This is a genomic window from Bradyrhizobium sp. dw_78 (assembly GCF_018449525.1).
GTDB lineage: Bacteria > Pseudomonadota > Alphaproteobacteria > Rhizobiales > Xanthobacteraceae > Bradyrhizobium.
Genome location: NZ_JAAVUS010000002.1, coordinates 345,931 through 359,838, shown reverse-complemented (window position 1 = coordinate 359,838; position 13,908 = coordinate 345,931). Strand labels below are relative to the sequence as shown.

9 protein-coding genes and 1 pseudogene are annotated in these 13,908 nt (G+C 63.9%); 5 read left to right on the top strand and 5 right to left on the bottom strand.

The window, feature by feature from the left end:
• Positions 1-6: 6 nt before the first annotated feature.
• The 3 genes from HB630_RS07500 to HB630_RS07490 all read left to right on the top strand — a co-directional run bounded on the left by HB630_RS07500 (position 7) and on the right by HB630_RS07490 (position 6,225).
• Complete coding sequence (locus tag HB630_RS07500) at positions 7-1,692, top strand: methyl-accepting chemotaxis protein (RefSeq protein ID WP_213771359.1); 1,686 nt, start codon at positions 7-9, stop codon at positions 1,690-1,692.
• Between the two features lie 170 nt (positions 1,693-1,862).
• The gene (locus HB630_RS07495) at positions 1,863-5,051 is read left to right on the top strand and encodes an efflux RND transporter permease subunit (RefSeq protein WP_213771357.1); all 3,189 of its coding nucleotides are present in this window, start codon (positions 1,863-1,865) and stop codon (positions 5,049-5,051) included.
• Complete coding sequence (locus HB630_RS07490) at positions 5,041-6,225, top strand: efflux RND transporter periplasmic adaptor subunit (protein WP_213771355.1); 1,185 nt, start codon at positions 5,041-5,043, stop codon at positions 6,223-6,225. Before HB630_RS07495 ends, HB630_RS07490 begins: the two co-directional genes overlap by 11 nt.
• 249 nt (positions 6,226-6,474) lie before the next feature.
• Here the strand turns inward: HB630_RS07490 and HB630_RS07485 are convergent, their stop codons facing one another.
• On the bottom strand, positions 6,475-7,989 hold the full coding sequence (locus tag HB630_RS07485; protein WP_213771353.1) for an acetyl-CoA acetyltransferase: 1,515 nt from the start codon (positions 7,987-7,989) through the stop codon (positions 6,475-6,477).
• A gap of 220 nt (positions 7,990-8,209) precedes the next feature.
• On the opposite strand from HB630_RS07485, the pseudogene HB630_RS07480 reads away from it, so the two are divergent.
• Positions 8,210-8,422 (top strand): annotated as a pseudogene (locus HB630_RS07480) (cyclohexanone monooxygenase); the annotation flags it as partial.
• Positions 8,423-8,545: 123 nt separating this feature from the next.
• On the opposite strand, the gene HB630_RS07475 reads toward HB630_RS07480, so the two are convergent.
• Both HB630_RS07475 and HB630_RS07470 read right to left on the bottom strand, forming a co-directional pair.
• Positions 8,546-9,163 (bottom strand): flavin reductase family protein, encoded by a 618-nt coding sequence (locus HB630_RS07475; protein WP_213771351.1) that lies wholly within the window; start codon positions 9,161-9,163, stop codon positions 8,546-8,548.
• A 928-nt stretch (positions 9,164-10,091) separates the two neighbouring features.
• Positions 10,092-10,871: an SDR family oxidoreductase gene (locus HB630_RS07470; protein WP_213771349.1), complete on the bottom strand. Its 780-nt coding sequence runs from the start codon at positions 10,869-10,871 to the stop codon at positions 10,092-10,094.
• 150 nt (positions 10,872-11,021) lie between these two features.
• Between HB630_RS07470 and HB630_RS07465 the strand changes: the two genes are divergently transcribed.
• Positions 11,022-11,813: an enoyl-CoA hydratase/isomerase gene (locus HB630_RS07465; protein ID WP_213771347.1), complete on the top strand. Its 792-nt coding sequence runs from the start codon at positions 11,022-11,024 to the stop codon at positions 11,811-11,813.
• Between the two features lie 169 nt (positions 11,814-11,982).
• Here HB630_RS07465 and HB630_RS07460 read toward each other — a convergent pair whose 3' ends face one another.
• Both HB630_RS07460 and HB630_RS07455 read right to left on the bottom strand, forming a co-directional pair.
• Complete coding sequence (locus HB630_RS07460; protein WP_213771345.1) at positions 11,983-12,762, bottom strand: enoyl-CoA hydratase-related protein; 780 nt, start codon at positions 12,760-12,762, stop codon at positions 11,983-11,985.
• Between the two features lie 126 nt (positions 12,763-12,888).
• The gene (locus tag HB630_RS07455) at positions 12,889-13,773 is read right to left on the bottom strand and encodes an SDR family oxidoreductase (protein WP_213771344.1); all 885 of its coding nucleotides are present in this window, start codon (positions 13,771-13,773) and stop codon (positions 12,889-12,891) included.
• Positions 13,774-13,908: the final 135 nt, after the last annotated feature.

Sequence of the window (13,908 nt, the reverse complement as noted above, 5' to 3'; positions counted from 1 at the left end):
CGGGCAATGCGCAAGAATCTCCCGATTACCGACGTCGAATACTCGCTCACCGACGAAACGCTCATCGTTTCGCGGACCGACACCAAGGGAAAGCTGACCTATTGCAACGACGATTTCGTCGCGGCCTCAGGCTTTTCCGAAGCGGAGCTGATTGGCCAGCCGCACAACATCATTCGACATCCGGACATGCCCCCGGAAGCTTTCGCAAATCTCTGGGAGACGCTGAAAGCCGGCAAGCCCTGGCTCGGGGCCGTGAAGAACCGCCGCAAGAACGGTGGTTTCTACTGGGTGCTGGCGACCGCGTCGCCGATCCGGGAAAACGGCAAGGTCACCGGCTACACCTCGATCCGGACCCGGCTGCCGGCCGACCAGCGCACCGAAGCCGAGCGGTTTTATGCGGCGCTGCGCGAAAAAAGGCCGTCGGAATACAAGGTCGAGGCCGGCATCATCCGCCGCCGTTCGATGCGGGATCGTTTTGCGCTGTTTACCGGTACGATCAGGGCGCGGCTGGTCACGCTGGTCGCAGTCCAGGCGGCGTTCATGATGGCGGTCGCGCTGGCCTCGGCATTTGCCTCTTCCGGCATGATCGTAACGGTCGTGGCGCTGCTCGGCATTGCGTTTTGCGGGCTGCTGGGTCTGCACATCATGAATGCCGTCGGCGGCCCGATGCGGCATCTGAACGACACTTTGATGAACATCGTGCAAGGCAAGCTCGACAGCCGCGTTCGCGTCGAACGCGACGACGAAATCGGCGAAGCGTTACGCAACGTGCAAACGGTGCAAACCATCGTGCGCTTCAGCCACGCGGAGGTGAAGGCGGTGGAACAGCGCGCCGCCATTCAGCGCAAGACCGAGATGGCCAGGCTTGCCGACAGTTTTGAAGGCGCGGTCGGCGAGATCGTCGATACCGTGTCGTCGGCCTCGGCCGAACTCGAAGCGTCCGCCAATTCGCTCTCCACGACCGCCGAGCGCGCGCAGGAACTCACCGTCACGGTCGCTACCGCCTCGGAAGATGCTTCCGCCAAGGTGCAGTCGGTGGCTGCGGCCACCGAGGAACTGTCGTCCTCCGTCAACGAGATCAGCCGCCAGGTGCAGGAATCGGCGCGGATGGCCGGCGCTGCGGTCGACCAGGCCCGCAAGACCAACGACCGGGTCAGCGAATTGTCGAAAGCGGCGGCGCGGATCGGCGACGTGGTCGAACTGATCAACACCATCGCGGGGCAGACCAACCTGCTGGCGCTGAACGCGACCATCGAGGCGGCGCGTGCCGGCGAGGCCGGTCGCGGCTTCGCGGTCGTGGCATCCGAAGTGAAAGCCCTGGCCGAGCAGACCGCGAAGGCCACCGGCGAGATCGGCCAGCAGATCACCGGCATCCAGGAGGTGACCCAGGAATCCGTCGGCGCGATCAAGGAGATCAGCGGCGCTATCGAGCGGCTGTCGGAAATATCGGCGACCATCGCCGCGGCGGTGGAAGAGCAGGGCGCGGCGACGCAGGAAATCTCGCGCAACGTGCAACAGGCGGCGCAGGGCACGCAGCAGGTGTCGTCCAACATCACCGACGTGCAACGGGGCGCCAGCGAGACCGGATCGGCCTCCTCGCAGGTCCTGTCGGCGGCTCAATCGCTGTCCAGCGACAGCTGCCGCCTCAAGACCGAGGTCAGCAAGTTCCTTACCTCGGTCCGGGCGGCCTGAGAAAGCTGTTCTACGGCTCTTTTCGCGGTATCCGCCGACGGGCGGTGCCGCGGAAGTGAAGGGTGGTTATGCCCTGCGTGCGTTGGCTTTTTGGCTCAGGTTCGGCTAAATCAGCCCGAACCAATTGGCCATCGGAACGCCAATTTGCGGGCCTGGGGAATAACTGACTTATGATCGCACTGGTCCGTATCGCGCTAAGCCGGCCCTATACTTTCGTCGTGCTCGCTCTGCTTCTCCTGATCATCGGACCGTTGGCGGCGCTGCGCACGCCGACCGACATCTTCCCGGACATTCGCATCCCCGTGATCGGCGTGGTCTGGCAGTATACCGGCTTGCCGCCGGACCAGATGTCGGGACGCATCACCACGCCGTTCGAGCGCTCATTGACCACCACGGTCAACGATATCGAGCATATCGTGGCCAATTCTTACAATGGCTTCGGCATCATCAAGATCTTCTTCCAGCCGAACGTCGATATCCGGACCGCCAACGCCCAGGTCACCGCGATCTCGCAGACGCTGCTCAAGCAGATGCCGGCGGGCGCGACGCCGCCGCTGATCCTCAACTACAGCGCGTCCACGGTTCCGATCATCCAGGTCGCGCTGTCGGGCGAGGGCCTGACCGAGCAGAACCTCGCCGATATCGGCATCAACCAGTTGCGCACGCCGCTGGTGACCGTGCCGGGCGCCGCGATCCCCTATCCGTTCGGCGGCAAGCAGCGCCAGGTGCAGATCGACCTCAACTCGAGGGCACTGCAGTCGCTTGGACTGTCCGGGCAGGATGTCTCCAACACCCTTGCCGCGCAGAATTTGATCACGCCGGTCGGCACGCAGAAAATCGGCGGATTTGAATACAACATCCTGCTCAACAACTCGCCGCTCAAGATCGAAGACCTCGGCAACCTCCCGATCAAGACCGTCAACGGCGCGATGGTCTACATCCACGACGTCGCAACCGTGCGCGACGGCAATCCGCCACAGACCAATATCGTTCACGTCGACGGCAACCGCTCGGTTCTGATGATGGTGCTGAAGGCCGGCTCGATCTCGACGCTGGATATCATCGCCGGCATCAAGCGCAAGGTCGTCGAGGTCAAGGATTCCCTGCCCGACGCACTCAAGATCGGCTTCATCGGCGACCAGTCGGTATTCGTGCGCGGCGCCATCACCGGCGTCGCCTATGAGGGCATCATCGCGGCGCTGTTGACCAGCGTCATGATCCTGCTGTTTCTCGGCAGCTGGCGCTCGACCGTCATCATCGCCACCTCGATCCCGCTCGCGGTGCTGGGGGCGATCATTATGCTGTCGATGATCGGCGAAACCCTCAACATCATGACGCTGGGCGGGCTCGCGCTCGCGGTCGGCATTCTCGTCGACGACGCCACGGTGACGATCGAAAACATCAATTACCACCTCGAGCAGGGCAAGCCGGTCGAGCAGTCGATCATGGACGGCGCCAACCAGATCGTGACGCCGGCCTTCGTGTCGCTGCTCTGCATCTGCATCGTGTTCGTGCCGATGTTCTTCCTGCAGGGCGTCGCGCGCTTCCTGTTCGTGCCGATGGCCGAAGCCGTGATGTTCGCGATGATCTGGTCGTTCATCCTGTCGCGCACGCTGGTGCCGACGATGGCGAAATATCTGCTGCAACCGCATACCCATGTCGGCGAAGGTCACGCGCCGCTGCCGCGGTCGCGCAATCCGCTGGTCCGGTTTCAGCGCGCTTTCGAGGCGCGGTTCGAGCGCGTGCGCGGCGGTTATCGCGATCTGCTGTCATTGACGATGCAGCGGCGGCCGCTGTTTGTCGCCGGGTTTCTCGGCTTTGTCGGCATTTCGTTCCTGCTGGTGCCGTTCCTCGGCCGCAACTTCTTTCCGTCCGTCGATGCGGGCTCGATCCTGATGCATGTGCGTTCCCAGATCGGCACGCGCGTCGAGGAAACCGCCAACCAGTTCGCCGACGTTCAAAAGGCGATCCGCAAGATCATCCCGCCGGCAGAGATCGAAACGCTGGCCGACAATATCGGCATGCCGATCAGCGGCATCAACATGACCTATAACAATACCGGCGTGATCGGTGAGCAGGACGGCGACATCCAGATCAAGCTGAAAGAAGGCCACCGGCCGACCGCCGGCTATGTTCAGGCCCTGCGCGATCAGTTGCCGCAGGAATTTCCGGGCATGACGTTCGCGTTCCTGCCAGCCGATATCGTCAGCCAGATTCTCAATTTCGGCGCGCCGGCGCCGATCGATCTTCAGGTCCGCGGCAACGACGCCAACGCGAGTTTCGCCTACGCCAACAAATTGCTCAGCCGGGTTCGCAGGATACCGGGCATCGCCGACGCGCGAATCCAGCAATCGGCCAGCAATCCGACCTTCAATATCGATGTCGACAGGACCCGCGCGCAATATGTCGGCCTGACCGAGCGCGATGTCACCAACAGCCTGGTGGTCAATCTCGCCGGCAGCGGACAGATCTCGCCGACCTACTACCTCAACCCGGACAACGGCGTGTCCTATTCGATCGTGATGCAGACGCCGCAATACCAGATCGATTCGCTGGGCGCGCTCGAGACCTTGCCGATTACCGCTGGCGGCACCGATGCCCCCATCCTCGGCGGCATCGCCAACATCACGCGAACGACGTCGAGCGCGGTGGTCTCGCAATACGATATCCAGCCGATGGTGCAGATCTATGCGACCCCGCAGGGGCGCGATCTCGGCGCGGTGTCCGCGGATATCCGCACCGTGATCGCCGATACCGCCAAGGACGTGCCGAAGGGCGGTTCGGTGGTGCTGCTCGGTCAGGTGCAGACCATGAACAGCGCCTTTTCCGGACTGCTGTTCGGATTGTTGGCCGCGGTGGTCCTGATCTACTTCCTGATCGTGGTTAATTTTCAGTCGTGGTCCGACCCGTTCGTGATCATCACCGCGCTGCCGGCCGCGCTCGCCGGCATTGTCTGGATGCTGTTCTCGACCCAGACCACGCTGTCGGTCCCGGCGCTCACCGGCGCGATCATGTGCATGGGCGTCGCCACCGCCAACAGCGTGCTGGTGATCAGTTTCGCCCGCGAGCGCTATGAAGAACTCGGCGATCCCGTCGCCGCGGCGATCGAGGCCGGATTCGTGCGTTTCCGTCCGGTGCTGATGACTGCGCTCGCCATGATCATCGGCATGACGCCGATGGCACTGGGCCTCGGCGAGGGCGGCGAACAGAATGCGCCGCTCGGGCGCGCGGTGATCGGCGGGTTGATCTTCGCCACCATTGCCACGCTGATGTTTGTTCCTGTCGTCTTTAGTATGGTACATAAAATGCAAGACGCCAAAGCGGCCGCCGCCGCACCGGAGAAGTCGCATGCCCACTGAACAACGCTCACCGGTTTCCCGTCGGAAACTGGGCATTTTCGGGCTGGTGGCAGCCGCGATTGCGGTCACGGTCGTGGTGACCGGAATTCGGGCCCGCGAGGACTCGGACGCCAAGCTGCGCGAATGGACCGACAACCAGGCTATTCCCTCGGTGGCGGTGATACTGCCCGATGCCAAAGTGCTCAGAGCCACGCTCGATCTGCCGGGCCGGCTGGAGGCCTATTACCGCGCGCCGATCTTCGCCCGCGTCAGCGGCTACCTGAAGAGCTGGAGCGCCGATATCGGAGCCAAGGTCAAGGCCGGGCAGGTGATCGCCGAAATCGAGGCGCCGGATCTGGACCAGCAATTGCTGCAGGCGCGCGCCGATCTCGTCAGCCAGCAGGCCAGCGCGAAACTGTCCGAAGTCACGCTGGAGCGCCGCAAGACGCTGATCCCGTCGAACTTCGTGTCGATGCAGGAAATCGACGAGCGTACCGCCGACCTCTCCAACAAGCGGGCTGCCGTCAATTCCAGCCAGGCCAATGTGGAGCGGCTTGAGGCCCTGGCGGGTTACAAGAAGATCACCGTCCCCTTCGATGGCGTGGTGACCTCGCGCAACACCGATGTCGGCGCCCTGATCAGCGCCGGCGGCACCACCGGGCCTGCGATGTTCGTGATTTCCGACATCAAGAAGCTGCGCGTCTATGTCAACGTTCCCCAGAGCTATGTGCCGGCGATCAGGATCGGGGCCAAGGCCGTCATCACCATGCCGGAATATCCGAACCGGACCTTCGCCGCGACGGTCGAAGCCTCCTCGCAATCCGTCGATGTCGGCTCGGGCACCACGCGCATGCAGCTCGGGCTGGACAATTCCGCCGGCGAACTGATGCCCGGTGGTTACGCCAATGTGCGGCTGAGCCTGGCCGGCGACGCGATCCCGCTGCACATTCCGGCAAGCGCGCTAATCTTCGACCAGAACGGCCTGCGGGTCGCGACCGTCGGATCGGACGACAAGGTGCTGTTCAAGACCGTGACCATCGCACGCGATCTCGGCCGCGATATCGAACTGGCATCCGGCCTTTCCACGGACGATCGCGTCATCGTCGCGCCGCCGGACGGTATCGCCGATGGCGATCCGGTCCACGTCGTCGGTGGCGGCGCCAAGGGCAAGCCCGAGAAGGTTTCCGAAAAGTAAGGGCCTGAAGGGGTAGGGGCGTGCGCTTCCTTCACCTCTCGCTCACGAGCGGTGTGAGGTAAGAGAAACAGAAGCGTAGGGTGGGCAAAAGCGCCCTTCGCGCCGTGCCCACCGTCTATCATGAGATCGGTTCTTGAGTGGTGGGCACGCTTCGCTTTGCTCACCCTACAATGGTTGTTGTTAGGTGCGCATCGCGCGATGCAACAGCTTGGCCGCACCCTGCAGCCGCTTCCTTCCTGCAGCGTAGAGCTAATTCACCCGCCATTCCAGCACGCCGTCGTCGGCGGTGACGATCGCGCCCGTTGATCCGACCGGCGTGCGCTCCATATCCAGAAGATGCGCCAGCGTGTTCTGATCGGTTGCGGGAACGCGCGCCAGCGCCCGCGCGTGGTCCGAGGTTCGCAGCATCACGACGCCGTGGCTGATCTCGCCGCCGCGGCCATAGATCACCGTAAAACTCTCGACCGAGCCGTTGCCGCTGGCTTCGGTCACGAATTCCGGCACCGCGCCGTAATGGCGGTCGGCCTCGGCCTGGACGCTGCTGTGCTGCGCCAGCGCACGCTCCGGCGCCTGACGCGACAGCACCAGCGCATGCTGCTTGGTGACGAAACCGCCCTGGCCATAGAGCAGGCCGAGCCTGGCGCCGCCGCGCAACTTGCGCACCATCGCGCAGGCGGCATGGGTCATGTAGGTGTTGAGCGGCGCGCCGAAAAACGTCAGGCCGCCGTTCACCGTCGGCTGCACGTCGGGACCGAGCCCGAGCGTCCGCCGTGCCATTTTCGGCACGCAGGGAAAGCAGTTGTAGAGTTCGATCGCATCGAACGCCTTGCCGCTGCCGCCGGCGAGATCCATCGCCGCCTTGAGCACGGCGTTCTGGGCGTGGCTTTCGAAGAACCGGTCGCGGAGCAGATAATCGCGCGGCTCTTCCGCCGACGCGCCGCCCTGGACATGGATGAGGCGATCTTCGGCAATGCCGGCCGCGCGCGCCTTCGCCAGCGACGTCATCAGCAGCGCGCCGCCCATGTTGACGCTGGGATTGGCCACCATCAGCTTGGTGTAGGGCCAGGCGATCAGCCGGTTGTCCGGCGTCGGCGTCGTGATCTCCTCCGATGTGAACTCGCGCTTCAGCCACGCATTCGGATTCTGCGCGGCGACCGCCGAATAGGCCGACCACAAGCGGCCGGATTCCGCCATCGCCTCGCGCGGTGTCTGGCCCCAATGCGCCGCCGACGCGGCTTCGTAGAACGGATAGACCGTCACCGGCATGTAGACGCCGAGCTTCACCGCCGTCGGCTTCTGGAACGCGGCGCCGCGCTTCGGCTCCTCGGCCTCTTTCGCGAACGGCGTCCACGGCAGGGTCACGCCGGCGCGCTCGGCCTTGGTCGCCGTCGATTGCGCCTCGGCGCCGCAGACCGCCGCGACGCTGCATTCGCCGCGCGCGATGCGCTGCGCGGCCTCGTGCAGATAGCGGATCGGGCTCTCGCCGCCGACCGGGCCGTAATAGGCGTGCTTCGGCCGGATGCCGAGGCGGTCGGAAAGCTGCCTTGCGGGGTCGTGATAGCGCCAGCTCAGGAAATTGACGATGTCGAGCGAACCGATCTCGCCCAGCAGTTTCGCGCCGCTGTCCTGTTCGGCGCGCTTCAACGCTTGCTCCAGCAAGGCGAGGGGTTCGAGACCTTCCGTGATTTCCTTCGGGCGATCGACGATTTCGCCGGTGCCGACGATGACGGGGATGCGGTCTTCCGATGCTGCCTGGTTCGCCATTGTTGTTGCTCCCTTTGCAAAACTTGAACCTCATCCGTTGCGACGGCGCAAGTGCGCCTCCTCGCCATGAGGAAGCAGCGTTCCGCGCCGCAGAATTTGCGCGCGCAAAAAGGGGCGTTTTGTCTCTCGCGCTTTCGCGTCGCGCCGAGAATGCCGACCGCAACAAACAAAGAATCTTCAAGGGAGCGAGATCAGATGTCCGGCTTGCCATCCGTTTCCGCATGTCAACGAGGTCGCGGCCACCACGCTCTATCCGCAGGCCAATTCCTGCTACATGGGCGCCAACATCCCCGGCAAGCCGCGCATCTTCATGCCTTACATCGGCGGCGTCGGCGCCTATCGCCGGATCTGCGACGACGTCGCGGCCAGGGGCTATGAGGGCTTTGCACTGACACGCGCGGAGCAGCCGCAAAAAGTGGCGGCGTCATCGTAATGCTTCCTACCCGCCGTCATTCCGGGGCGCGCGAAGCGCGGCCCGGAATCTCGAGATTCTACGATGTGCAATTGCACATCGTAGTTCGATGCTTTGCATCGCCCCGGAATGATGGAGTGCAACCTATTTCGCGGTCACTCCTTCCGCCGGCGGAAACACGATCCGGTCGTCGGTGCGGCAGTAACGGTCGGCGAACATGCGGCCGATCGGGTGATACTTCTCCATGTTCACGCGCATGGTGGCGGTGTCCCACAGATCGTCGCGGATGTAGAAATTGACGCCTTCGCCGATGATCAGCAGCCGGTCGCTGTTGACGTCGATCGTCTTCCAGGTCTTGCATTCCATCGCCCACGGCGCATCGGCCAGCCGCGGCGCCGCGATCTTGGAGGAGGGCGCGAGCTTGAGGCCGAGATAGCCGGGCTCGCCAATCTCGGGCGGAAAATCGCCGCTAGTTTCGTGCATCGCAAGCGCCAGCGGCTCATCGGTCATGTGGACCACGAACTCGCCTGTGCGCTGGATGTTGACCACCGTGTCCTTGATGCGGCCGTCGGGCCGATGGTTGGCGGCGAAGATGCACAGCGGCGGATCCTCGCACAGCACGTTGAAGAAGCTGAACGGCGCGGCGTTGACGACACCGGTGGGGCCGACTGTCGTCACCCACGCGATCGGCCGCGGCAGCACGAAGCTGGCCAGCACCTTGTAACGTTCGCGGGGGGCGAGATCGGAAGGGGCGTATTCCATGATGTGATTTCCTGGCGATGAACTGTGGGGCGGATCAGCGAAGCGTAATCCGCCTTTTACGACAATAACAGGCGGGTTACGCCTTTTGGCCAGCCTGTCTTACGGTCTCGTAAGGGCTACTCGCTGAGTCGCCTGTCCAGCCCCGTTCTTAAAAATATTTCGGTTTTCATCCGACCCAAATCATCTGCATCTGCCGCGCCATCCCGCACCCACAAGAGGGGCGTATCGCGATCGTCACGGACGTTGGGCGCGGGAAGCGGTGGACGCGGCAGCGCCGGGCGCGCGAATGGAATCGCAGGGCGGGCTTCACGGCTCGTGAGCGATGACGCCGCGCGGACGAACGGCGCTGTTGCGGACGGTGAAGCCGTGTGGTCCTGGCACCCGTTGCTGGTGTCAAATTGGCGGAGGCGATGTCGGTTCGACCGAACTGACAAAACCTTCAATCCGCCGATGACGGTGACAAGACGAATTCGTCGCCGGGGAGAGCGCGGAATAAGCCGTTAAAACCATTGCGCAGGAAACGCCGGGCGTTCCGGTACACCTGTGGTGACGAACTCGTGTGCTTTTTACCTTTGCACGCGAGGCTGCGGGTGCGGCGGGCACCCGGCGTTTCCTGCGCCCTCTCTTGAGGGGCGCGCTGCGCCCTCTGTTTTATGGGCGGCGGTTGTGCAGCACTCGGGCGCTATCCGCGCCGCGGGAAGGCGGACGTGCGTCACCAATCTTGTCGTGGCCCATCCTTCGAGACGCGGCCTGCCGGCCGCTCCTCAGGATGAGGACGAGAGTGTGTCATCCGGCGCGAAGTCGGAGTCATATCCAGTCGTCACCGCCCACGAAGGCGGGCGATCCAGAATCCGAGGCGTCAGTGATTGATCCGAAAGGCCGCAGCGTACTGGATATCCCGCATGCGCGGGATATGACAGTCTCATCCTCAAAACGCCGTATAGCCGCCGTCGATCACGAGGCAATCGGCCGTATGGTAGGACGACGCCTGGCTCATCAGATAGACCGCGATGCCTCCGAAATCAGAGGGCTCGCCGAACCGGCGCACCGGAATGCGCGGTATCACGTTGGCGACGAACTTGTCGTTGGCCATCAGCCCCGCGGTCATCTCGCTCTTGATCCAGCCGGGCAGGATCGCATTGGCGGTGACGCCGTAGCGCGCCAGTTCGACCGCGAGCGCGCGGCACAGCGCGTTGAGCGCGGCCTTGGTGCCGGCGTAGTGCTCGTTGCGCGCGGTGCCGAACAGCGACGCCAGGCTCGAGGTGGCGACCAGCCGGCCGAACCGGTCGCCCGCTTCGGCGCGCTCTGTCATGTGGCGGGCGGCGGCCTGAAACACATGGAACACGCCGTCGAGATTGGTGGCGAACATCGTTCGCCATTCCTCTTCGGTGCGGTCGATGAAGGCGCGCCGTCCGCCGCCGCCGATGCCGGCATTGGCGAAGCAGCCGTCGACGCGGCCGAACCGGTCGAGCGTCGCCTTCATCGCATCTGCGACCGAAGCGGAATCGGTGACGTCGCAGATCTGCGTATCGGCCTTGCCGGATCCGGCGGCCAGCGTCGCGGCGGCGCCGTTGTTCTTTTCGGCGTTGCGGCCCCAGATCGAGACGTTGCAGCCGGCGGCGCACAGCGCCTGCGCGATGCCAAGGCCGATGCCGCCATTGCCGCCGGTGACGATGGCCACGCGGCCGGTAAGATCGAAGATGCTCATGGAGATTTCCTTTCCGGCGTTTCCCTTTGGTATGACGCGTATCAGATATTTGCCCTCAAGCATGGACAAGAAGCCGGCAAAAATCAAATATGGACCGAAATCCAATCCGCCGCGGCAACGACCAGGCGGACCAACATTTGCGAGGAAACCATGCAGTTCAAGCACGTCACGCTGGAATTCGACGGCCCCGTCGCCATCCTCAAACTCGACCATCCCGAGGTCATGAACGCGGTCTCGATCGAGATGCTCGGCAGCCTGGCCGAGGCGCTCGACGAGGTCGCCGACCGCCGCGCGGAAGTGCGCTGCCTAGTCCTGACCGGAGCCGGGCGCGCCTTCTGCACCGGCGCCAATTTGCAGGGCCGCAACAACCAGAAGCCGGGCCGCAGCAATGCCGGTGCGGCGCTGGAAACCGCGTTCCATCCGTTCCTGCGGCGGCTGCGCAATTTGCATTGCCCGATCGTCACCGCGGTCAACGGGCCCGCGGCCGGCGCCGGGATGAGCTTCGCCTTGATGGGCGATATGATCCTGTGCGCGCGCTCGTCTTATTTCCTGCAAGCGTTCCGCCGCATCGGCCTGGTGCCGGACTGCGGCTCGACCTGGCTCTTGCCGCGGCTGATCGGCAAGGCGCGTGCGATCGAATTGTCGCTGATGGGCGAGCGGCTGCCGGCGGAGAAGGCGCTGGAATGGGGGCTGGTCAACCGGGTTTACGACGACGCCGTGCTGATGGACGAGGCCATGAAGCTGGCGCATGAACTCGCCAACGGCCCGACGGTAGCGCTGTCGCTGATCCGCAAGCTCTATTGGGACAGCGCGGAAAATTCGTTCGAGGACCAGCTCAATCTCGAATTCGAGTCACAGCGCCAGGCCGGCGCGACCGAAGATTTCAAGGAGGGCGTCGGCGCATTCCTGGAAAAGCGCCCGGCGAAATTCAACGGCAAATGAGGGGAGCGCTTTGCGGCGTTTCAATTTCCCGTCATTCCGGGATGCGCCGTCAGGCGCAGGCCCGGAATCCATACTCCCGATCGTGGTTATGGATTCCGGCTCGCGACTTCGTTGCGCTCCGGAATGACGGTGGTTGGTTATCTCGCTCATATCTCATGGCGACGGAGCGTCACTTCCCCAGCCATTTCGGCGCCCGCTTCTCCGAAAACGCCTTCGGCCCCTCGATGTAATCCTGCGAGGCCGCCATCGCCTTCACCGCCGGATAATCGCGCTGCTCGGTGATGGCCTGCTCCAGCGAAACCGCGAGCCCCTTTTGAATGGCCTGCTTGGAAGCGCGGATCGACATCGGGCTGTTGTTGCAGATGGTCGCAGCCCAGCGTTTGGCGGCGGCGAGCGCTTCGCCCGGCGGCACCACCTCGTTGACGAAACCGAGCTCGTGGCCTTCGCGGGCCGAGACGTGGCGCGCGGTCAGGATCATGCCCATCGCGCGCTTGAGTCCGATCTGCCGCGGCAGCCGGTGCAGGCCGCCGGCCAGCGCCGCGAGGCCGACATGCGGCTCGGGCAGCGCGAAGATAGCGTTTTCGGCGGCGATGATGAGGTCGCAGGCCAGCGCGACCTCGAAGCCGCCGCCCATCGCGACGCCGTTGACGGCGGCGATGATCGGCTTGTCGCAATCGAACCGGGAGGTCAGTCCGGCGAATCCGCCCGTATCCCAGCCGCGCTTGCCGCCGGCCGCTTGCCATTTCAGATCGTTGCCGGCGCAGAACGCCTTGTCGCCGGCGCCGGTGACGATCGCGACCCACTGCTCGGGATCGGCGGCGAAATCGTCGAACACCTTGTTGAGCTCGAAATGCGCATCGATATGCAGCGCGTTGTAAACTTCAGGGCGCGACAGCGTCACGATCGTGACCGGGCCCTTGCGCGTCACCTTGGAGAATTTCAGGTCCATATTGGCTCCCGTCGTTTCTTGGTTATGGGGAATTGCCGTTCCGATAGCGCAGGACAGCTCGATGCGCAAACCGGCGCCTCTCGCAACGGCCTGCGTTCAGCGCATATGGCCCGCGCGCCGGCGCGATTATTTCGAAGGGGCCGATCGCGCCGCGCGATCCTTTTCGTTCTGCGCCTTGATCTGTTCGCGCGCCTGCGCCCAGTCGGCATCGGACCAGTCGCGCAGCTGATAGAAATTGCCGCCGGTCGCCAGCGCCTGCGCGCCGTCCATCGCGATGGTCTCGCCGTTGATCCAGTCGCAGCCGCCGGAGATCAGGAACACCGCGAGGTTCTGCAATTCCTCCATGGTGCCGACGCGGCCCATCGGGTTCATCGCCCTGGTGCGCGCGCCGGCCTCATCGCCGGGCTTGATGCGCTTGCTCATGCCCTCGGTCGGAATTTCGCCGGGCGCAATACTATTCAGGCGGATGCCGTATTTTCCCCATTCGGCTGCCAGCGACATCGTCATGGCGTGGACGGCGGATTTGCTCATCGCCGACGGCACCACATAGGGCGAGCCGTTGCGCACCCAGGTCACGGTGATCGACACCACGTTGCCGCCCTGCTTCGCCGCGATCCAGCGCCGGCCCACCGCCTGCGTCACATAGAACGTGCCGTGCATCACGATGTTGGCGACCGCGTCGAAACCGCGCGGGCTCAGCTCCTCGGTGCGCGAGATGAAATTGCCCGCGGCGTTGTTGATGAGATCGGTGAGGGGGCCTTGCGTGAAAATCGTCTCGATCATCCCGTCGACGGCCGCCGCATCGCGGATATCGACGCCGTGGCTCGTTACCCGGCCGCCATAGAGATCCATCAGCTCGGTCGCGGTCTCGTCGCAGACGCTTTTGCGGCGGCCGCAGATGTGGACTTCGGCGCCAAGCTGGAGAAAGCGCGCGGCCATGGATTTGCCAAGGCCGGTGCCGCCTCCGGTCACGAGAATGCGCCGGCCGGCGAGAAGCTGATCCCTGAACATCGTTTCCACCCAAGGATTGCACATTAATTGGTCGTTTGACTAAATCCGGCCAGCGCCGTTCTGTAAAGCGACATAAAGAAGCATAAGGATAAGAATAGGAGGAAGAGGCTTATCGAAGAACGGGTCTGTAACAAT

What these genes read in the sequence shown, in the direction of transcription:
- HB630_RS07500 (WP_213771359.1), top strand. Translation starts at nt 7, where the DNA reads ATGCGCAAGAATCTCCCGATTACCGACGTCGAATACTCGCTCACCGAC.
- HB630_RS07495 (WP_213771357.1), top strand. Translation starts at nt 1,863, where the DNA reads ATGATCGCACTGGTCCGTATCGCGCTAAGCCGGCCCTATACTTTCGTC.
- HB630_RS07490 (WP_213771355.1), top strand. Translation starts at nt 5,041, where the DNA reads ATGCCCACTGAACAACGCTCACCGGTTTCCCGTCGGAAACTGGGCATT.
- HB630_RS07485 (WP_213771353.1), bottom strand. Translation starts at nt 7,989, where the DNA reads ATGGCGAACCAGGCAGCATCGGAAGACCGCATCCCCGTCATCGTCGGC.
- HB630_RS07475 (WP_213771351.1), bottom strand. Translation starts at nt 9,163, where the DNA reads ATGGAATACGCCCCTTCCGATCTCGCCCCCCGCGAACGTTACAAGGTG.
- HB630_RS07470 (WP_213771349.1), bottom strand. Translation starts at nt 10,871, where the DNA reads ATGAGCATCTTCGATCTTACCGGCCGCGTGGCCATCGTCACCGGCGGC.
- HB630_RS07465 (WP_213771347.1), top strand. Translation starts at nt 11,022, where the DNA reads ATGCAGTTCAAGCACGTCACGCTGGAATTCGACGGCCCCGTCGCCATC.
- HB630_RS07460 (WP_213771345.1), bottom strand. Translation starts at nt 12,762, where the DNA reads ATGGACCTGAAATTCTCCAAGGTGACGCGCAAGGGCCCGGTCACGATC.
- HB630_RS07455 (WP_213771344.1), bottom strand. Translation starts at nt 13,773, where the DNA reads ATGTTCAGGGATCAGCTTCTCGCCGGCCGGCGCATTCTCGTGACCGGA.